20 protein-coding genes are annotated in these 18,507 nt (G+C 64.7%); 1 reads left to right on the top strand and 19 read right to left on the bottom strand.

From position 1 onward, the window contains the following. Nucleotides 1-6: 6 nt before the first annotated feature. The 8 genes from ACP7DD_RS01865 to ACP7DD_RS01830 form a co-directional block, all read right to left on the bottom strand. A complete protein-coding gene (locus ACP7DD_RS01865) occupies nt 7-1,113 on the bottom strand; it encodes a zinc-dependent alcohol dehydrogenase (protein WP_426172984.1) in 1,107 nt (368 codons plus the stop codon). 33 nt (nt 1,114-1,146) lie between these two features. Next, nucleotides 1,147-2,007 (bottom strand): HpcH/HpaI aldolase family protein, encoded by an 861-nt coding sequence (locus tag ACP7DD_RS01860; protein ID WP_426172983.1) that lies wholly within the window; start codon nt 2,005-2,007, stop codon nt 1,147-1,149. 140 nt (nt 2,008-2,147) lie between these two features. Continuing rightward, complete coding sequence (locus ACP7DD_RS01855) at nt 2,148-3,188, bottom strand: amidohydrolase family protein (protein ID WP_426172982.1); 1,041 nt, start codon at nt 3,186-3,188, stop codon at nt 2,148-2,150. After that, nucleotides 3,185-4,060 carry an alpha/beta fold hydrolase gene (locus ACP7DD_RS01850; RefSeq protein WP_426172981.1) on the bottom strand — a complete coding sequence of 292 codons (876 nt, stop codon included), beginning with the start codon at nt 4,058-4,060 and terminating at the stop codon, nt 3,185-3,187. Before ACP7DD_RS01850 ends, ACP7DD_RS01855 begins: the two co-directional genes overlap by 4 nt. Before the next feature lie 12 nt (nt 4,061-4,072). Further along, a complete protein-coding gene (locus tag ACP7DD_RS01845) occupies nt 4,073-4,915 on the bottom strand; it encodes a 3-methyl-2-oxobutanoate hydroxymethyltransferase (RefSeq protein WP_426172980.1) in 843 nt (280 codons plus the stop codon). Between the two features lie 22 nt (nt 4,916-4,937). After that, nucleotides 4,938-5,885: an ABC transporter substrate-binding protein gene (locus tag ACP7DD_RS01840; RefSeq protein ID WP_426172979.1), complete on the bottom strand. Its 948-nt coding sequence runs from the start codon at nt 5,883-5,885 to the stop codon at nt 4,938-4,940. 30 nt (nt 5,886-5,915) lie between these two features. Continuing rightward, entirely contained in the window at nt 5,916-6,221 is a 306-nt protein-coding gene (locus ACP7DD_RS01835; protein ID WP_426172978.1) for a hypothetical protein, read from the bottom strand. Between the two features lie 3 nt (nt 6,222-6,224). Then, a complete protein-coding gene (locus ACP7DD_RS01830; RefSeq protein ID WP_426172977.1) occupies nt 6,225-7,508 on the bottom strand; it encodes a Rieske 2Fe-2S domain-containing protein in 1,284 nt (427 codons plus the stop codon). Between the two features lie 225 nt (nt 7,509-7,733). Here ACP7DD_RS01830 and ACP7DD_RS01825 point away from each other — a divergent pair, with 225 nt between their 5' ends. After that, entirely contained in the window at nt 7,734-8,123 is a 390-nt protein-coding gene (locus tag ACP7DD_RS01825; protein ID WP_426172976.1) for a non-heme iron oxygenase ferredoxin subunit, read from the top strand. A gap of 9 nt (nt 8,124-8,132) precedes the next feature. Here ACP7DD_RS01825 and ACP7DD_RS01820 read toward each other — a convergent pair whose 3' ends face one another. The 11 genes from ACP7DD_RS01820 to ACP7DD_RS01770 form a co-directional block, all read right to left on the bottom strand. Next, nucleotides 8,133-9,041, bottom strand: a complete 909-nt coding sequence (locus tag ACP7DD_RS01820; protein ID WP_426172975.1) for an EamA family transporter — start codon at nt 9,039-9,041, stop codon at nt 8,133-8,135. Nucleotides 9,042-9,052: 11 nt separating this feature from the next. Next, nucleotides 9,053-10,099, bottom strand: coding sequence for an ABC transporter substrate-binding protein (locus tag ACP7DD_RS01815; RefSeq protein WP_426172974.1), 1,047 nt, complete (start codon nt 10,097-10,099; stop codon nt 9,053-9,055). A 29-nt stretch (nt 10,100-10,128) separates the two neighbouring features. Further along, nucleotides 10,129-10,734 (bottom strand): cupin domain-containing protein, encoded by a 606-nt coding sequence (locus ACP7DD_RS01810; protein ID WP_426172973.1) that lies wholly within the window; start codon nt 10,732-10,734, stop codon nt 10,129-10,131. A gap of 24 nt (nt 10,735-10,758) precedes the next feature. Next, the gene (locus ACP7DD_RS01805; RefSeq protein WP_426172972.1) at nt 10,759-11,316 is read right to left on the bottom strand and encodes a cupin domain-containing protein; all 558 of its coding nucleotides are present in this window, start codon (nt 11,314-11,316) and stop codon (nt 10,759-10,761) included. Between the two features lie 27 nt (nt 11,317-11,343). Then, nucleotides 11,344-12,423, bottom strand: coding sequence for an ABC transporter substrate-binding protein (locus tag ACP7DD_RS01800; protein ID WP_426172971.1), 1,080 nt, complete (start codon nt 12,421-12,423; stop codon nt 11,344-11,346). Nucleotides 12,424-12,504: 81 nt separating this feature from the next. Beyond that, on the bottom strand, nt 12,505-13,590 hold the full coding sequence (locus tag ACP7DD_RS01795; RefSeq protein ID WP_426172970.1) for an ABC transporter substrate-binding protein: 1,086 nt from the start codon (nt 13,588-13,590) through the stop codon (nt 12,505-12,507). A gap of 84 nt (nt 13,591-13,674) precedes the next feature. Next, nucleotides 13,675-14,886: a porin gene (locus ACP7DD_RS01790; RefSeq protein WP_426172969.1), complete on the bottom strand. Its 1,212-nt coding sequence runs from the start codon at nt 14,884-14,886 to the stop codon at nt 13,675-13,677. Nucleotides 14,887-15,024: 138 nt separating this feature from the next. Beyond that, on the bottom strand, nt 15,025-16,140 hold the full coding sequence (locus ACP7DD_RS01785) for an ethanolamine ammonia lyase-activating protein (RefSeq protein ID WP_426172968.1): 1,116 nt from the start codon (nt 16,138-16,140) through the stop codon (nt 15,025-15,027). 39 nt (nt 16,141-16,179) lie between these two features. Continuing rightward, nucleotides 16,180-16,782 (bottom strand): cupin domain-containing protein, encoded by a 603-nt coding sequence (locus tag ACP7DD_RS01780; RefSeq protein WP_426172967.1) that lies wholly within the window; start codon nt 16,780-16,782, stop codon nt 16,180-16,182. Between the two features lie 33 nt (nt 16,783-16,815). Beyond that, nucleotides 16,816-17,376, bottom strand: coding sequence for a cupin domain-containing protein (locus tag ACP7DD_RS01775; protein WP_426172966.1), 561 nt, complete (start codon nt 17,374-17,376; stop codon nt 16,816-16,818). Nucleotide 17,377: 1 nt separating this feature from the next. Next, nucleotides 17,378-18,499 carry an ABC transporter ATP-binding protein gene (locus ACP7DD_RS01770; protein WP_426172965.1) on the bottom strand — a complete coding sequence of 374 codons (1,122 nt, stop codon included), beginning with the start codon at nt 18,497-18,499 and terminating at the stop codon, nt 17,378-17,380. Nucleotides 18,500-18,507 lie beyond the last annotated feature (8 nt).

The following is an 18,507-nucleotide window of genomic DNA, read 5'->3' as shown; positions in this document are numbered from 1 at the left end:
GCGTCCTTACATCCACGGCATCAGGGAAGCGTGGATGACGTCGGGCAGCCCCTCGTTGCCGACCGAACGGATCGCCAGGTCGACGTCCTTCAGGCCGAACTTGTGGGTGGTGACCTTTTCCAGCGGGAAGCGGCCGGACGCAATCTGCGCCAGCGCCAGTTCGCATGCGCGGTAGCTGTGGCCGCGCGCGCTCTTGAGGGTGATGAACTTGAGCGTCACTTTAGCGATCGGGAAATTCGGGAATTCCGGCATTTCGCCCTGCATCACGATGACGCCGCCCTTGCGCTTGCAGGCTTCGACGCCGAGCAGGATCGGGAAGGTGCCGGCGCCGGCGGTGCAGTCGAGCACGACGTCGACGCCGCGCCCGCCGGTGATCTCCATGATGCGTTCGAGCGGATCTTCCTTCTGCACGTCGATGACGAAATCGGCGCCCAGCGCTTTGGCCACCTCCAGCCGAGCGGCGTCCTTCGAGGTGCCGGTTACGATGATCAGCTTGGCGCCAGCCTGCTTGCAGATGACCGTCTGCGACAGTCCCTGCTGGCCCGGCCCCTGGATCAGCACCACGCTGTCGTAGCCGACGCCGCCATCGAACAGCGACCACTCGATGCCGTTGGCCATCGGCGTGACCAGGCCGGCCAGCTCCGGCGTGACGCCGGCCGGTACCTTGTGGATCACCGAATTCCACGGCAGGTAGGCGTATTGGGCGAAGCCGCCCCACAGGTGCGGCGGCTTGTCGGCGCTGGTATAGCCGTAGCGGATGCCGTCCGGGTTGTAGCGCCAGTCGGTGTTCTCGCAGTGGCGGTACTCGCCCTGGTGGCACCATTCGCACTTCATGCAGCCGACGTAGTGCTCGACGAATACAAGGTCGCCTTCCTTGAAGCCTTTGCGGCGGGTGAATTCGGCGCCGGCCTTGGTGATGTAGCCGATGTTCTCGTGGCCCATGATGACCGGCCCCCGCGCCAGCGGCTGCTTGTACATCTTGACGTCGGTGCCGCAGATGCCGGCCACCTCCATGCGCAGCAAGGCGCCGTCTGCCGGCACCTCCGGCATCGGAAATTCCTGGATTTCGATCTTGCTTGGACCGGTCTTTACCGCCGCGAGTACTTTTTCCACAACTGCTCCTTGAAGATGAATGTCGGTGGCCGCTTAGCGGCCGGTGGCCTTGCGCGCATGTTCGAGCGAGGCGTAGTTGCGCGGCGCGGGGCACATCAGGTAGCGGTAGCCTTCGGCCTTGACCCGCTCGATATTCGACGGCGACACGCGCGGATGGCCGACGATGACGTCGTGCTGCTTGCAGATCGAGACGATCTGCGCCATCGCGTCGAGCACCAGCGGATGCTCGGGCTGGCGCGGGACGCCGAGCTCCTGGCCGAGGTCGCCCTCGCCGATCAGCACCGCGCCGATGCCCGGTACTTCCTTGAGCATGTCCGGCAGGTTGGCAATGCCGGCCAGGTCTTCGATCTGCAGCACCGCGAGGATTTCGCCTTGCGGCGCCAGCGGCCAGACGTCGGCGCGCGCGTAATACTCCTGCATCGACAGTCCCCAATAGCGCGCCGCCTGCATCGGGCCGTCGCCGCGCACGCCGGCCGGCTCGTACAGAGGCTTGTCCTTGAGGCGCTGGTAGCGGCAGGAAGCGACCGCGTTGTACGCCTCCTGCACCGTGCTGATATGCGGGAACATGATGCCGTAGCAGCCCATGTCGAGCGCCTGCTTGGCGAGGAACTGGTTCATTTCGGCGCCATTGGCGGGAATGCGCGCGGTGGGCGTGACCGACGGCGCGGCCGTTCCGGCTTCGACGATCTGGGCGCGATTGAGCATGAACTGCAGGCTGTTGCGCAAGGCGGCGATGTCCCAGCCGCGGTGCTCGCCTTCAAACACGACGCCGTCGTAGCCGGACATCGACAGCTCGATGGCGGTTTCGGCCTCACACGGAGCGAACAGCGTGAACGAATGCTGTCCGGCCTCGAGCGCGCGAATGATCCCGTTCAGGCGGGGAATGGTGGACATGCGGTTCTCCTCGAAAGTCATGCCGGATACTTGTTCTGAAATCATTGTATGTGCATTTTTCGCACAGGGCAATCAAAAATGAAACTGCGTTCCATATAAAAGAACGCTCGCCGAACGCCCACGCGCGCCCCTTTTTTAAATTACGCGGCGCGGGCCGGATGGCCGCGCGCGCTCAGCAAGGCGTCCAGGCGCGGATAGACGCGGCGCGCATTGCCCTCGAAAATCTGATAGCGCTCGGCGTCGCCGAGGCCCGCGACCTGGTCGATGTAGCGCTTGGTGTCGTCGAAACTGAAGCCGGTTTCGGGGTCGATGCCCGGCACCGCGCCAAGCATCTCCGAGGCGAACAGGATGTTCCCGATAGGGATTACCTTGGTCAGCAGCTCAATGCCCGGCAGGTGGTAGACGCAGGTGTCGAAGAAGACGTTGTTCATCAAGTGATCGAGCAGCTGCACCTTCTTCATGCTCAGGCACAGCCCGCGGTAGCGCCCCCAGTGATAAGGCACGGCGCCGCCGCCGTGCGGAATTACCAGCTTGAGGGTGGGGAAATCCTTGAACAGGTCGCCCTGGATCAGCTGCATGAAGGCGGTGGTGTCGGCGTTGATGTAATGGGCGCCGGTGTGGTGGAAGGCCGGATTGCAGCACGAGGTGACGTGCACCATCGCCGGCACGTCGAGTTCGCACAGCTTTTCGTAGATCGGATACCAGTAGCGGTCGATCAGCGGCGGATCGGTCCAGTAGCCGCCGGACGGATCGGGATTGAGGTTGACGCCGACGAAACCGAGCTGGTCGACGGTGCGTTCGAGTTCGGCCAGGCAGTTTTTGGGCGACACCCCGGGATACTGGGGCAACTGGCCGACGCCGACGAAATTATCCGGCAACAGGGTGCAGAGGCGATGGATGATGTCGTTGCTGACGGCGGCCCACTGGTGGCTGGTGGCTTCGGTGCCGACGTGGTGCGCCATGCCGGCCGCGCGCGGCGAGAAGATCGTCAGGTCGCTGCCGCGCTCCCGCTGCAGCTTGAGCTGCGGCTGCACCGAGGCGATCAGCGCTTCGTCGCTGATGTCCGGCTGCGTGGTCGGCGGCCGCCGCGCGGGGTCGGCCAGGCCGGCCAGCTGCTTGTCGCGGAAGGTGTGGAAGGCAGCCGGCTCGGTGGTGTAGTGGCAGTGTGTGTCGATGATCATGGCGGCGGCAGGTCGGTGAGTTTATCGGCGTTGGCGAGGAACTGCAGCAGGCGCGCCGCAGTAGCCTCTTCGGACTGGTCGGCTGGCGCGGCATCCCAGTATTCGGCGCGCGGCAGGCATTCTTCGAGGTAGCGCGCGGCCGACGTCGCGTGCGAGGCGTCCTTGCCGGGAATGACCAGCGCCGGAATTTGCAGCGCCATCAGCTGTTCCGGCTCGGCGCCCGGCGCGGTGTCGCGGTCGATCAGGCCATGCGCCATCGCCGTCACCAGGTGCTCGTATTGTTGGACATCCTGCAGCGCGAAGCGTTCGGCGAAATCGCCGTCACGCGCGATCACCGAGGCCCACGGTCCGCCGCGCGGATCGGCGCCGAACGGCTTGCGCCCTTCGCGCACCAGCGCGACGACCTGCGCCAGGCCGTGCTGCTCGACGTAGGCCAGGTGCTCGGCGAATCGCGCTTCGCTGGTCAAGCGATAGCGCGCGCCGCCGACAGGCCAGTACAGCACCATGCTGCGCACCATTTGCGGATGGGCGGCGGCGAACGCCAGCACCGGGCTGCAGCCCATGCAACCGCCCATCATGTGCGCGCTGGCGATGCCAAGGTGCGCCAGCAGCGCTTTGCCCTGGGCGACATAGTCGTTCCAGCCCACCGTTTCGATGCGCCCGCCCGACTGGCCGCATTCGCGGCGGTCGAACACGATGCAGGTGTAATGGCGCGCGAGATGCTCGAGCGGCCGGGTGCGGGCGTAGATGCCGAGCGAGGACCACTGCTCGAGCGTGGCGTTGAAGCCGCCCGGCGAAAACATCAGCAGCGGCGGGCCCGTGCCGATCATGTCGTAGCGCGTTTCGATGCCGTCGGTGTGGACGAAAGGCATGGCGGTCTCCGGTCAGGCTGCGGGTTTGACGGGCACGGCGCCCTTGATCTGGCGCGCCGCGCGGACATCGGCGGCGAAGGCGCCAATGGCGTCGAGCGCGATCCGGGCGACGTTGGCGTAGTTTTCGACCGCTGAATCGATGGCGCTGGCCGGGTAGCCGATGGCCGCGTGCGCCATGCGCATGCGGCCGTCGAGCCACGGCCCGCCGCCGAAGCCGCCGATCACCGGGATCTTGACCGCCGCCGCCACCGCGGCGCCGGCGGCGGCGCCGGAATTGGTGAAGTCGAGCAGCGTGGCGCCGGCGTCCTCGAGCCGCCTGGCCTCACGGACCAGGCGCTCGATCATGTCGTCGGTGACGACGGCGCCGGCCGAATTGGCGGCGCTGTACGGAATGCCGTATTGCAGCGCGGTCTGAGGCGTGATGCCGAACTGGGCGAACACCGGGATGCCGGCGCGCGCAATGGCGGTGACGGTGTCGGGAAAATCGGCGGCGCCGTCGAGCTTGAGCATGTCGATGCCGGCCTCCTTGACCATGCGGATGGCCGCGCTGACGGCGTACTGGGTGCCCTCCTGCAGCGGGCCGAACGGAAAATCGGCGCTCAGCAGCGCGCGCTTGACGCCGCGCCGCACCGCCTTGCAGACCACCAGCATCTCGTCCATCGTGATCTCGAACGGGTTGGCGTGGCCCCACAGGTTGACGCCGACGGTGTCGCCGACGGAGACGATATCGATGCCGGCGCGGTCGACGATCTGCGCCATCTGGTAGTCCCACACCACCATGCCGACGATCTTGCGGCCGTCGCGCTTCATCTGCTGCAGTTGTGGCAGCGTCACCGCCGATTGTTGGGTATCCATGCGATTTCCTAGGTGAGTTGGGTCAGGCGGCGAGCTGCAGCGTGCCGGCGGCGAACAGCTGCTCGATCGGGTAAGGGGCGGCGATGATGCCCTGCTCGGCGGCCAGGCGCATGACCATCTCCAGCATCGGCCGGTTCGGCTCGACGCCGTACGGCAGCGGGTCGGCCCCGGTGATCTGCATGACGCGGGCGTAGAGCGTGTCGGAGGCGGTCGGCTCGGCGATGGCGCCGGCGCGCAGGCGGGCAACGTACAAACGCTTCGCTTCGGCAAACGCATCGAACAGCTGCGCCGCCAGTTGCGGATGGGCCGTCAGCAGCTCGTCGCGCACCACCACGGTGTGGTTGATCGGGTAATAGCCGTCGCGCTCGAGCGCGGCGAAGCCGGCCGCCTTGGCGCCGGGGATCAGCGGCTGCAGATCGGGATGGTCGGTGGCCAGGCCGGTGGCGGCGGCGATCTCGCCGTCCAGCAGCATCTGCTCGAGCTGCTGGCCCGGCTCGACGCGCACGACGTTTGCCGGCGCCATAAATTCGGCGACGTGCTCGTCGCCCGACAAGACCCAGGTTATCTTCGACAGGTCGACGCCGTACTGGTGCTGCAGCACCCCGCGCGCCCACACGCCCGTTGTGACGGTGTAGCCGCGGTTGACGCCGACGCGCCGGCCTTCCAGCTGCTTCGGCTCGAAGCTGCCGCGCGCGGCATTGTGCAGCACGGCGCCATGGTGAAATGCCCGCACCAGAAAACCCGGCAACGCTGTGATGCGCTTGCCGGCGGCGCGCGCGCACAGGTAGGTGGTGATCGCCATTTCGCTGACGTCGAAATCGCTGCCGCGCACCATGCGCCGAAACGCCTGGATGATCGGCGAAACGTCCTCGAAATCGAAGGTAAATCCTTGCGGCGTCACCGTGCCGTCTTTCAGTGCGCGCGTGTGGCCAAGGGTCTGGATCGCGGTCTTCAGGTGCAGTTCAGACATCAGGCATCTCCGTTGTTTTCGTAAGTCGGGCTAGCAGCAGTCAAGGCCGGCGCCCTCGGCCGCCTCAAGGGACTTCATCAGCCAGGTGTAGGGCAGATCGTCGGGGGTCACCTGTTCCGGCGGCTTGAACAGCTTGAACTGGTAGCGCCTGCCGTCGGCGCTCCAGAAGGCCGCCACCGTTTCCAGCGGCGGGCAGCCGGGCACCGAGCAGGCCAGCTCGGACACCACGATCGGCGCCGCGGCGGGCAGCTTGAAGCGTTCGCGCGTCCACTCCTTGATGCGGTCGAGGGCGGCGAAGTGGGCGGCGTCCTTCCTGGCCGCACCCAGCATGGCCATGCGCTACACCGATGTCAGCGGCACGCCTTCGCGCGCGATCAGCGCATCCTTGGCGGCGTCCTTGAAGGCGACGTCGGGCGGCAGCACCAGCGCGGCCGAGCGAACCCGGTGCGTGATCGCTTCCAGGCCCGGCGGCGGCACGCCCTTCTGCAGCGCCAGCGCAGCCTTGCGCAGGCGGTGGCGCGCCATGATAATGCCGTTGTCGGTCGAAACCAGGTTCTCTTTGCTGCGGTCGGCGATCGGCCCCATGCTTTCCTGCAGCGACGAATCCTGGATGGCGATGCCGGAAATGCCGCTGTAGCTGATCTTGGCCTTCTGCGCTGCGCGGTCCATCAGGTAGTCGTTGTCCTTGTTCTGCACCGGGATGAAGGTGCCCGGGATCAGCTTGACGTGGATGCCGTGGCCGTCGTCCATCGCCTGCACTTCGGTGGCGGTAAGGTCGCGCGTCGGATGATAGTCGTAGCTCCACGACCAGCAGGTCTCGTCGTCGATCGGCACCCAGAAGTGGCCGTGGATCGGATGGTCGCCGCGCGGCGGGATCGCCGTAAAGCACGGCATCACCCACTGCGTGATGCGCCAGTAGTAGTTACCCTCCTCGGCGTTGCGGCGCGCGCCGATCAGCAGGCCGCCGTCCGATTCGACCACCTCGAACTTGACCTGGAAGTCCTGCAGGTTGTACTTGTTGCCGCGCGCGCCCTTGAACAGCGGGTCGCGTTCGAGCGCGCCGCTGTGAAGGAAGGACACATGCGACGAGTCGATGCCGCCTTCCATCGCCTGCAGGTAGTTACATTCCTGGTGGCGCTTGGAGACGTAGCTGCGCTCCTTGGCGACCGTGGCGAATTCAAATTCGGGCAGCGGCGGCTGCAGCTCCGGCGGGCCCATGTAGGTCCAGATGATGCCGCCGCGCTCGATCATCGGATAGGCTTTCAGCTTGATCTTCTTGCAGTAGCCGCTTTCGACCGGCTCGGACGGCACCTCGACGCACTGGCCGCTGGTGTCGTACTTCCAGCCGTGGTAAGGGCAGCGAATGCCGTTTTCCTCGACCCGGCCGAACCACAGCGAGACGCCGCGGTGGGCGCAGAATTCGTCGGTCAGGCCGAGCTTTCCGCTGCTGTCGCGAAAAGCGATCATGCGCTCGGAGAGCAGCTTGACGCGCACCGGCGGGCAGTCCGGCTCGGGCAGTTCGGACGACATCAGGGCCGGCATCCAGTAGCGGCGGAACAGGTCGCCCATCGGGGTGCCGGGGCCGGTCTGGGTCAGTAATTCGTTTTGTTCGCGCTTGGTCATTTCAGGTTTCCTCAAAAATGCTTGTCGGTCGATGGAATCGCGCTGCCTGCATCGCACTGGAGGCGCCGGTGCCGGACGATCTGGCTTGCGTTCTTTTATGTGGAACGCTGTTCCTATTTGGTGATTTAAGATATCATCAGTCCAGTCGCACTGTCAATCCCGGCAGCGCGGGACCTCCCTGTTTTGCGTTTCTCTCATCTCCTCTTGAAAAAAACGGCACTGACCATGACAACCACCACCGAATTCAAACTGCAGGACCTGCTCGAGCTGTGCGCCAGCACCGACGTGGCGCCCAATTGCGCCGCCAAGGTCGAAAAGGACGGCCTGTCGCTGGCCGTGTACCATCTCGACGACGGCTACTACGTCACCGACGACGCCTGCACGCACGGCCCCGGCTCGCTGTCGGAAGGCTACATCGACGGCGACATCATCGAATGCGACTTTCATAATGGCGCCTTTAACATCCGCACCGGCGAAGTAGTCACCCCGCCCTGCATGATCCCGCTGCGCACGTACGCGGTGCACACCATCGACGGCAAGGTCTACATCGACCCGAAGCAGCCGTCGCTGGCGGCGGACCTGGCCGGCGTGTGCCCGCGCCAGCAAAGCGCCTGAGCGACCGCGTTACTTGATGACGATGAACGCGGTGCCGGCCACGCCAAGGGCGCAGGCCAGCAGCACCGGCGCGGTCAGCTGCTTGCCCGAGCGGGTGACCAGCACCGTAAAAAAGATCGTGAAAAAAGCCTCCATCGAACTGAGCATCGCGCAACGCGCGATGGTGCTGCCGTTTAGCGCGGCAAAATAGAGCAGCTGGCCGGCCGAACTGAGTACGCCGGCGGCGAACAGCCACGGGTTGAAGACAGCGAAGGTCTGGCGCAGTGCCACCTTGTAGCTGTCGACAAAGCGGGCGATCAAGACGAACATCAGCGCGCCGACAACCGCGCCGAACATGGTGCCGAACGCGGCATCGGGCATGCCGGCCAGGCCTTGTTTGCGGGCGACGTAGCCAAACGCGTACGCCAGCGCCGAGACCGGGCCGTAGAAGTAGCCGAGGTTGGCCAGCGTGGCACGCAGCGAACGCGGCGCCTCGCCGTCGGCCGGACGTGCCTCCCGCAGCGACTGGCGGATCAGCACCGCGAAGCTGGCTGCAATCAGCAGCATGCCGAGCGCCATCGCGCCGTCGAAGGCCTCGCCCAGCAGCAGCACCCCGAGCAGCACCGAAAACAGCGGGTTGAGGCGCTTGACGGCGGACGCCGGCACCGCGCCCAGGCGCTGGATCGACGCATACAGGAACACCCGGCCGATGAACATGGTGAGGATGCCGGCGCCGCCGAACCACAGCAGCGACGCCATGTCCGGCGACGGCAGACCGTGGACGGCACTGCGCCACAGCCACCAGGCGCCGGCGATCGACATCGTCAGCAGGATCGACAGGAAGGCGCCGTTATCCTGGCCCTTGACGGCGCCGCGCGTGATGGTCACGTTGGCGGCGGCGAAACACCCCGCCGAGCATAGCGCCAGCCACTCGCCCATCGTCGCGGCGTCTACTTACCGGCGCGCTTGAGCACGACGTCGTCGTACAGCTTGTTCCACTTGTCCATCTGGTTCAGCGTGACGGCGGGATCGATAACGGTCAACTTCATGCCAGCGAGCGGCGAGTCGACCGACGCATTGGTCGGCACGTAATCGAGCGAAACCAGGATCTTCTGCGCTTCGGCCGACAGCATGTAGTCGTAAAACAGCAGCGCCGCATTTGGATGCGGGGCGCGGCGCGCGATGCCGATGCCGTTGGCGCGGGCCACCGCCGGCTCCAGCACGAACCAGCCGATCGGCACGCCCTTCTTGCGTGCCGCTTCCGGCATGTAGTTGTAGACCGTGAGCGCGAGCGGCACTTCGCCCGAGCCGACCATATTGGTCAGCAGCGAGTGGCCCTTGCGCACCGAGATGCCGTTGGCGGCGACGATGTCGTTGAACAGCTTGACCCCCTTCGCTTCGCCCATCGACGTGACGGTGGCGGCGAACCAGTCGAAGTCCTCCATCTCGATGCCCAGCTTGCCCTTCCATTTCGGCTGCAGCAGGTCCTCGAACTTCTTGGGCAGCTCCTCCTTCTTGACGACGCTGGTGTTATAGGCCTGCACGAACACCGTCAGCAAGGTCGATGCCCATTCGCGGTGCGCCGGCAGCATGCCCGGCAGCAGGCTGGCAAAGGCGGGCGTGGCCACTGGCTGCAGCACCTTTTCGCGGTACAGCGCTTCCATCTCGGGCGCGCTGATGTGGATGGCGTCAACGTCGTAGCGCTTGCCACTGGTTTCGGTGACCGTCCGCTGCAGCACCTTGTCGCTGCCGGCGCGCCACACCTTGACCTTGATGCCGTACTTCTTCTCGAACGGCCCCACCAGCGGCGCCAGGTCCTTTTCGGCGATCGACGTGTAGAGCGTGAAGGCGCCCTCCTTCTTCGCCGCGGCCAGCACCTTCTGTTCGCGATCCGGGCCGCTGTAGTTCAGCAGCGAGTAATCCTGGGCGAAGGTGGGCGCGGCGAGCGCGCCGGCCAGCAGCGCCAGGCCAAAGTGTTTGATAAACGATCGTTTCATGAGATTTTTCCTGGCGTGGTTGGGGGCGTTTATTTGCGCTGGCCGGACATGTATTGCGCCACCAGCTCGGCAGACAGGATAACGCCTGGGCGGTATTCCGGCGCATCCTCGATCTGCTCGATGTCGTTGAGGCCGAACTTCTGGTAGATGCGGTTGATCGCCGAGATCAGGCGCACCGGCCGCGCCGGGTCGGCGTTGAGATGTTGGTGGATGGTATTCGGCGGAATGTAGATGACGTCGCCCGCTTCCCATTCATAGCGCTTGACCTCGTCCTGCGGCTTCCAGTGGTAGGTGTCGGTGATCTCGACATCGCAGTCCTGGTGCAGGTCGTAGCCGCGCCCTTCGAGCACGTAGACGCATTCCTCGGCCAGGTGGCGGTGCTTGCCCGAGCGGCTGCCCGGCGGGATCAGCTGCATGTAGGCGTCGACCGACTCCATGCGGGTATTCATCTGCTCGTTGAGCAGGTGCTTGAGAATGCCCTGGCGCGACAGCTCCCACGGCATGTCGCTCGGATGCACCACCTTGTTGCGCTTGGCGTTGCGCGCCGGCGCGCTGGTGGCGTCGTCCAGCAGGTCTTGATACAGCGCCTGGTTGTCGGATCCCGTCAACCACGCTTTCGATTCACTCCAGGCCATCTCGATTCCTTTTTGGTGCGCGCCTCAGGCGGCGTCGTGGTTGTAGTCCTGCTCGAAGTGGCGCGGCTCGAAATCCTTGCCGCCTTCGGTCGGCTCGGTCGGGCGCGGAATCACCTGCTGCTGGAACAACAGGTTCATGAACATCATCATCGGCTTCGGCTTGATCACAAGCGCGCGCGCCGGCTTCAGCGGATCCTTGTTGAAGTGCTGGTGCACGCAGTTGTTATGGACGATGGCGACGTCGCCGGCGTCCCAGTCGTAGCGGATGCCGTCGTGGATTTCATAGCCGGTGCCGTCGAGGATGTAGAACGCCGCCTCGTTGACGTGGCCGTGCTTTTGCGTGCGCCCGCCCGGCGAATACTCTTCCAGGTGGACGTGCAGCGTCTGCGTCAGGCCGTCGACCGGCTCGACGAAGTGCTTGGAGAACGACTGCGGGCCGTCGGTAAATTTCATCTCCGAGCCCTTCACCACGCGCGGCATCGAGCGCAGGCGCGTCAGTTCGTCCTTCAGGTTGTACGGTCCGGCGATCGCGCGCAGGAACACGCGATCCTTCTTGCTGTTGTAGTGTGATTCCTTGCCCATGATATTTCCTTGTTAGACGATGCGTGGTTACTTGGACTGTTTGGTGATGATCTCTTCGTAGAGCTTGCTCCACTTGGCGTCCTCGTCGAGCACGACCTTCGGATCGACGAACTTGATCGGCATCTTGTTCAACTTGGTGTCGACCTGCTTGCTGGTCGGGACGTAGTCGCGCGCCAGCAGGATCGGCTGGGCGTCGCTGATCATGAAATCGTAGAACAGCACCGCTGCGTTCGGATGCGGCGCCGCGCGCATGACGCCGACGCCGTTCGGCCGCGCAATCGCCGGCGCGATGGTGAACCATTCGATCGGCGCGCCCTTGTTCTTCATCTGCTCGGCCTTGTAGTTGTAGACCGTCAGCGCCATCGGCACTTCGCCGGAGGCGACCAGGTTGGTCAGCAAGGTGTGGCCCTTGCGCACCGAGATGCCGTTGGTGGCGACGATGTCGCGAAATAGCTTGAGCCCCTTCGCCTCGCCCAATTCGGCGATGACGCCGGCGAACCAGTCGAGGTCTTCGGCCTCGATGCCCAGCTTGCCCTTCCATTTAGGATCGAGCAGGTCCTGGTAGGTCTTCGGCACATCGGCCGCCTTGACCTTGCCTGTGTTGTAGGCCATCGCGAAGATGTTCAGGCGCGTGCTGACCCATTCGCGGTGCGGCTGGATTGCCGGTCCGATCAGGTCGGCCAGGTAAGGCGACTTCACTTCCTGCAGCATTTTTTCGCGGTGCAGCGACTCCAGTTCGGGGCCATTGGTTTCGATGATGTCGACGTCGAAACGGTTGGCGCGCGTTTCAGTGACGGCGCGCTGCAGCACTTTTTCGGAGCCGGCGCGCCAGACCTTGACCTTGATGCCGTATTTTTTCTCGAAGGCGGCGGTCAGTATCGCCATGTCGTCGACCGGCACCGAGGTGTAGATCATCAGTTCGCCTTCCTTGCGGGCGGCGGCGACCAGGCGTGCCTGGCGGTCGGCGCCGGCGTAGGTGGCCGCTTCGAGGCTGCTCGGCGCGGCGGCAGCGGCGAACGCCGGTCCGGCCAGGGCGAACAGTGCACCGGCGACGGCGCCGCTGACGAGGGCGCCGAGCGCCTTGCGTTTGATGTGCTGGATCTTCATGGGTGATACCTTTCTTCGCGGATTGATAAGGCTGTTGTCATCCCGCTGGCGTCGCGTGCCGCGGGCCTCTGCTGGTGATGCTTAATCGGTTTTCTTGACCGTTTTCCCGTTCAAGAACAGGTCGGCCCACGATTTCTCCCATTTCTCCGACTCGTCGAGGACGATGGCAGGGTCGATCATCTGGAATGGAAATTTGTTGAGCGTGCTGTCGACGGCGCTGCTGGCCGGCACGCGGTTGCGCGCCTTGATCGCCTCCTGGCCCTCGCGCGAGAGCATGAAGTCGGCGAACAGCAGCCCGGCGTGCGGATGCGGCGCGTTGCGCGCCAGGCCGATCGCGCCCGGTCGCGCCATGGTCGGTGCCAGCGCCTTCCATTTGATCGGCGCGCCGGACAGCGCGAGGCGCTCGACGGCGTGGTTGTAGACGGCGGCGGCGAGCGGGATCTCGCCGGCGGCGACCAGCTCCGAGATCAGGGTGTGGCCGGTGCGCACCTGCGGGCGCCCCTGCGCCAGCTTGTGGAAATATGCCATGCCCTCCTTTTCGCCCATGCTCTTGACCAGCGCGGCGAACCAGTCGCTGTCGCTCGCCTCGATGCCGATCTTGCCGGCCCAGCGCGGCAGCAGCAGGTCCTGGTAGGTGTTGGGCACGTCCTCCGGCCTGACCAGGTTGGTGTTGTAGGCGATGGTAAAGAAGTTAAAGCGGTCGGCGACGTACTGGCGATGCGCGGGGAAGGCGCCGGGCGGCAGTTCGGCAAACGACGGGCTGGCGAATTCGCGCAGCAGTTTTTCGCGCGCGAGGATCTCCATCTCGACGCCGTCGCTTTCGAACACGTCGGGCGTGAAGCGGCCGGCGCGCGACTCGGTCAGCGCGCGCTGCACCATCTTTTCGCCGCTGGCGCGCCACAGCACCACCTTGATGCCGTATTTTTTTTCAAACGCGTCGACAATCGGCGCCGCGTCCTTGGGATTTAACGAGGTGTAGATCGACACCATGCCTTCCTTGCGCGCGCCCGCTGCCAGCTTCGCGTCGCGGTCGGCGCCCTGGTACATGTAGAGTGCGCCGGCAGCGGCGGCCGGATCCGGCGCGCTGCGCGCCAGCGGCGCGATCAGCAGACATGCCGCTGCCGCCAAGCCAAGCTTGCGTAATACCAGTGCCCACGTCGAATGCATAGCGTCCATCCTTCATATGAGGTGACAACTGCAAATCAGGGTCGAACACCCGGCGGCCGGCGGCCGCCAGGCAGAGCTGCTACGTCAGAAGCTGTGGCTCAGGCCGAGCGCCACGATCTTCAGGTCCTGGCCTGGCAACGGCTTGCCGTCGTTCAGGTTGCTGTAGGTGGCCGAGACGCCGTTACCCATGTACGAGCCGATCGCGTACAGCATGGTGCGCTTGGACAGGTAGTACCCGGCGCCGACGTTGAACATCTTGCCTTCGAGCCCGTTGGTGCTGCAGGCCTGGCCGGTAATCGAGCAAGTGCCGTCGGTGCCCAGGCCATAGGAAGCGACCAGCGTGACGGCCGGCGTGATCTTGTGCTCGACCGCAAGCGACCAGGCCATGTGCTCGTAATTGCGGAACTTGCCGACGCCGCCGCCGGTCTCCTCGTACTTCAACTGAGCGACGTTGACCTCGGCGCGCGTCTGCTTGCCGAACTTGTACTGCACGGTGGCGCGCACCGCGCTGTCGCGCGAATTGGCCAGCAGGTTGGTGTCGTTGCGCAGCGCGCTCGGCACGTTCTTCGAGCCGCCGAACAGGTCGTTGTGGCGCTCGTACGCAATGGCCGCGTAGAGCGGGCCCGCTTCGTACTTGACACCGGTGGAAATGACTGCGCCGCGGCTGAAATCGTTGGCCACTTCGCCGAGCGAATAGTCGAACAGGAACTGGGCGCCGCCGAACTCCGGCGACTCGTAGATGATGCTGTTGGCGCGGCGCAGGTGAAAGCTGGCCGCCGAACTGGAGCCGATGCCCGGCTTCGACAGGATATTGCTTGTGGAGATGAAGTTGCCGCTCGATATACCCAGGAAGCTGAGGGTGTCGCCGAGATTCTTGTACACGGTATCCATGCTGCCAAGGCGCACGGTGCCGAAGCCGCCTTGCAGGCCGACCCAGGTGTCGCGGCTGAACAGCGCGGTGGACGACGTATTGAGGCCGGTGTCGACGCCGAAGCCCATTTCTAGCTGGAAGATCGCCTTCAGGCCACTGCCCAGGTCTTCCGAGCCGCGAAAGCCGAGCCGCGAATTGGGCGAGTCCATCGTGTTGGTGGTGTAGTCGGCGCCGCCGACCGGGGTCGCCGACAAGCGGCTGACGGCGGCCCCGGTGCCGGTGGCGCCGGAGATGTCGGCATGCACCAGCTGCGGATACAGCTTGCCGTAGACGGTGACGTGGCTTTGGGCCTGCGCTGCCAGCGGCGCGCACAGGCTGGCGGCGACGGCAATCGCGACCGCAGTCAGTTTTGGATTTTGCAGCATTTATGTCTCCTGATTCATGTTTTAGTTTTGAGAACCTCAGCGCCAACCACTCGAGCTATCTTCCCGGCCGCAGGCGTTGCGGCCGGGATCGCATTGAACTACCCATCCAATTGGATGCTGATCGGCTGCCCGCCTCGCTTATGGCTTGGGCGGCAGGTCGGCCAGTTCGGCCTGGTAAGCCTCTTCCATGCGCGGCGCCATGCCATGCTTGGCCAGCGCATCGGCGAACGTGGTGCGCACCACCTGGCTTTCGTCGGCGTAGTCGATCTGGTCGCCGCCCACGCGCTGGCTGATCCATGCTTTCGGCACGCCCTGCGCATTACGGATCGACACCACTTCGTGCTTGAACGCCAGGTAGCGCGCCGGCGTCGAGCCGGTATTGAAATGCTGGTGGAACCACAGGTTCGGCGGCACGATCATCGAGCCGACCTGCCACTCGTAGCGGCGCGGTTCTTCCCCTTCAGGCCACATCAGGCTGTAGCCTTCGCCCGACAGGATGATCACGTGGGCGCCGGGTCCGTGGCAGTGCGCCTTCTTGTAGGTACCGATCGGGAACTGCGAGATATGGCTGTTCATCGATCCCTTCGCCATGTTGAAGCGAATGTGGCCGCCGCCGGCGCCGCGTTCCTTGGCGCTGATCAGCGGCAGGTTGACCGCGTCGGCGACGAAGTTCGTCTCCAGCAGCAGGCCTTTCTGCTCGCCCTTGTTGTCGAAGTAGTCAGGCTCGCCCGAGAAGCGGTTCTTGAAGTCGTGCGCGGTATTGAAAACGAAGTCGAGGTCTTCGTACAGGTTGATCACCGGCGGCGCGTTGGTGACGGCGACGAAGCGCGCGGCATCCTTGCCGGAGCCGTTGAAATGCTGGCACCAGGCGTTGAGCGGGATGGCGAACAGCGAGCCGGCCTGCCACTCGAAGCTGACCTTCTGGCCGGCGTCGTTCCACACCGTGCTCGAGCCGCGGCCCTTGAGCACGTAAATCATCTCCTCGAACAGCTGGCGTTGCGGTTCGAGCTGCTTGGCCGGCGGGATTTCGCACACATAGCAGTCGTTCGACGTGCGCGACGCTTCGTGGTTGATGAACACGCCGGCGCCGCCGCGCCGCGCCCACGGCTTCAGCTCGACCGTGTTCAGGCTCGGTATGTAATGGGCGCTGATGATGTCGAGCCCTTCGGCGGCGACCCAGCGCGTGTAAGGCGACTCTTTTTCGGTTTCGAACTTCTTGGCCATTTCGGCCGATACCATTGCATCTTTCGCCATCGTAGTTTCTCGCTTGTTGGGTAAATTCGGCTGCGCCGCTCAGGCCTTGTTCTGCATCATTTCGGCCACCATGGCGGCCGTCAGCGTGACGCCGGGACGGTACTCGGGAGCGTCCTCGATCTGTTCGAGGTCGTTCAGGCCGAACTTCTGGTAGATGCGGTTGATCGCCGAGATCAGGCGCACCGGCCGCGCCGGGTCGGCGTTGAAATGCTGGTGGATGGTATTCGGCGGAATGTAGATCACGTCGCCCGCTTCCCATTCGTAGCGCTTGACCTCGTCCTGCGGCGTCCAGTGGTAGGTATCGGTGATCTCGACATCGCAGTCCTGGTGGAGGTCGTAGCCGCGCCCTTCGAGCACGTAGACGCATTCCTCGGCCAGGTGGCGGTGCTTGCCCGAGCGGCTGCCCGGCGGGATCAGCTGCATGTAGGCGTCGACAGACTCCATGCGGGTGTTCATCTGCTCGTTGAGCAGGTGCTTGAGAATGCCCTGGCGCGACAGCTCCCACGGCATGTCGCTCGGATGCACCACTTTCTTGCGCTTCGAATTGCGCACCGGCGCCGCTTCGGAGTCGTCCAGCAATGCCTGGTACAGCGCCTGGTTGTCGCTGCCTGTCAGCCAGGTCTTTGATTCGCCCCATGCCATCTTGAATTTCCCCTCAATTGTTCGATGTGGATGTCACGCCGGATCGGCGTGGTTGAAATTGATCTCGGCTTCGCGCACCTGGAAGTTCTCGCCGCCCGGCGCCGGGTCGGGCGAGCGCGGCTCGACCTGGTACTGGAACAGCATGTTCATGAACAGGTACATCGGCTTGGTCTTGATCACCAGCGCGCGCGCCGGCTTGGTCGACGAGGCATTGAAGTGCTGGTGCACGCAGTTGTTGTGGACAATGGCGACGTCGCCGGCGGACCAGTCGTAGCGGATGCCGTCATGGATCTCGTAGCCGTCGCCGTCGAGAATGTAGAACGCCGCCTCGTTGACGTGGCCGTGCTTTTGCGAGCGTCCGCCCGGGCCGTACTCCTCCAGGTGCAGGTGGAAGGTCTGGGTGATGCCGTCCTTCGGCTCGACGTAATGGCGGCTGTAGGCCTGCGGGCCGTCGACAAACGGGATCTCGCTGGCGCGGCGCACGCGCGGCATGGCGCGCAGGCGCGCCATTTCGTCCTTCAGGTTGTAGGCGCCGGCGATGGCGCGCACGAATATGCGGTCTTTCTTGCTATGGTAAAGCTCTTCGGTCGCCATCTCACGCCGCCTTTCGGTAATTGGTATTGTCCTGGATCGTGATGCATTTTTCCGGGCTCATGCGCAGGAACACGCTCTCGCCTACCGCTGCCTTGAACGACGGATGGGCGCGCGCCAGCAGGCGCTGATCGCCGACCAGCACCTGATAATCGAGGTACTCGCCGAGAAACACCTTCAGGTCGACCTTCGCTTCGACGACGTTGACGCCTTCCGGGCGCTGCAGGTGCAGCTCGATGTCTTCCGGCCGCACCGAGATGACCACCGCCGCGCCGCGCGCATACGGATCCATCGAGCTGACCGCGAGCGGACCGATGCTCGAATGGACGCGGTAGCCGTCGTTGTCGCCGTCGGGCAGGTCGACGGTGGCGTCGAGGAAGTTGGTCAGGCCGACGAAATCGGCGACGAAGCGGTTGCGCGGTCGCTCGTAGATCTCGCGCGGCGAGCCGATCTGCACGATGCGGCCGGCGTTCATCACCGCGATCTCGTGCGACAGCGCCAGCGCCTCGCTCTGGTCGTGGGTGACGTAGATGGTGGTCAGGCCAAGCTCGCGCTGCATCCGCTTCAATTCGAAGCGCATGCGCTCGCGCAGCTTGGCATCGAGGTTCGACAGCGGCTCGTCGAGCAGCAGCAGCTTCGGCTCCATCACCAGCGCGCGCGCCAGCGCCAGCCGCTGCTGCTGGCCGCCCGACATCTTGGTCGCCTCACGCTCGGCGACGTGGTCGAGGCCCACCGCGGTCAGGACGCGCAGCACCTTTTCTTCGATCTGCGCCTTGCTAAACTTGGCGCGCCCGACTTCGAGCGGAAACGCGACATTCTTGAAGACGTTCATGTGCGGCCAGATCGCGTACGACTGGAACACCATGCCGAAATTGCGCTTGTTGGGTGCGACGAAGATGCCGCGGCCGGCAGAATACACCGCCTCGCCATCGACGGTGATGTCGCCGGCGTTGGGCCGCTCCAGTCCCGCGATCGATCGCAGCGTGGTGGTCTTGCCGCAGCCGGAAGGCCCGAGCAGCGTAAACAGCTTCCCTTCCGGGACCGAGAACGAAACGTCCTGGGCGGCCTTGACGATGGCGCCCTTGTCGTTCGGGTATTCGGTGTACAGCGCATTCACATTCAACATGGGTTTCT

The sequence above is a fragment of the Massilia sp. TWR1-2-2 genome (assembly GCF_049897565.1).
Classification (GTDB): Bacteria; Pseudomonadota; Gammaproteobacteria; order Burkholderiales; family Burkholderiaceae_D; genus JAFCUW01.
The sequence above is the reverse complement of the archived record's forward strand: the minus strand, read 5'-3'. Positions and strand labels throughout refer to the sequence as shown.

Bases quoted from the DNA above. Each gene is read 5' to 3' on its own strand.
- ACP7DD_RS01785 (WP_426172968.1), bottom strand. From the start codon at position 16,140: ATGGCGAAAGATGCAATGGTATCGGCCGAAATGGCCAAGAAGTTCGAA.
- ACP7DD_RS01775 (WP_426172966.1), bottom strand. From the start codon at position 17,376: ATGGCGACCGAAGAGCTTTACCATAGCAAGAAAGACCGCATATTCGTG.
- ACP7DD_RS01835 (WP_426172978.1), bottom strand. From the start codon at position 6,221: ATGGCCATGCTGGGTGCGGCCAGGAAGGACGCCGCCCACTTCGCCGCC.
- ACP7DD_RS01855 (WP_426172982.1), bottom strand. From the start codon at position 3,188: ATGATCATCGACACACACTGCCACTACACCACCGAGCCGGCTGCCTTC.
- ACP7DD_RS01810 (WP_426172973.1), bottom strand. From the start codon at position 10,734: ATGGCCTGGAGTGAATCGAAAGCGTGGTTGACGGGATCCGACAACCAG.
- ACP7DD_RS01805 (WP_426172972.1), bottom strand. From the start codon at position 11,316: ATGGGCAAGGAATCACACTACAACAGCAAGAAGGATCGCGTGTTCCTG.
- ACP7DD_RS01840 (WP_426172979.1), bottom strand. From the start codon at position 5,885: ATGTCTGAACTGCACCTGAAGACCGCGATCCAGACCCTTGGCCACACG.
- ACP7DD_RS01800 (WP_426172971.1), bottom strand. From the start codon at position 12,423: ATGAAGATCCAGCACATCAAACGCAAGGCGCTCGGCGCCCTCGTCAGC.
- ACP7DD_RS01830 (WP_426172977.1), bottom strand. From the start codon at position 7,508: ATGACCAAGCGCGAACAAAACGAATTACTGACCCAGACCGGCCCCGGC.
- ACP7DD_RS01845 (WP_426172980.1), bottom strand. From the start codon at position 4,915: ATGGATACCCAACAATCGGCGGTGACGCTGCCACAACTGCAGCAGATG.
- ACP7DD_RS01825 (WP_426172976.1), top strand. From the start codon at position 7,734: ATGACAACCACCACCGAATTCAAACTGCAGGACCTGCTCGAGCTGTGC.
- ACP7DD_RS01815 (WP_426172974.1), bottom strand. From the start codon at position 10,099: ATGAAACGATCGTTTATCAAACACTTTGGCCTGGCGCTGCTGGCCGGC.
- ACP7DD_RS01850 (WP_426172981.1), bottom strand. From the start codon at position 4,060: ATGCCTTTCGTCCACACCGACGGCATCGAAACGCGCTACGACATGATC.
- ACP7DD_RS01780 (WP_426172967.1), bottom strand. From the start codon at position 16,782: ATGGCATGGGGCGAATCAAAGACCTGGCTGACAGGCAGCGACAACCAG.
- ACP7DD_RS01820 (WP_426172975.1), bottom strand. From the start codon at position 9,041: ATGGGCGAGTGGCTGGCGCTATGCTCGGCGGGGTGTTTCGCCGCCGCC.
- ACP7DD_RS01770 (WP_426172965.1), bottom strand. From the start codon at position 18,499: ATGTTGAATGTGAATGCGCTGTACACCGAATACCCGAACGACAAGGGC.
- ACP7DD_RS01790 (WP_426172969.1), bottom strand. From the start codon at position 14,886: ATGCTGCAAAATCCAAAACTGACTGCGGTCGCGATTGCCGTCGCCGCC.
- ACP7DD_RS01795 (WP_426172970.1), bottom strand. From the start codon at position 13,590: ATGCATTCGACGTGGGCACTGGTATTACGCAAGCTTGGCTTGGCGGCA.
- ACP7DD_RS01860 (WP_426172983.1), bottom strand. From the start codon at position 2,007: ATGTCCACCATTCCCCGCCTGAACGGGATCATTCGCGCGCTCGAGGCC.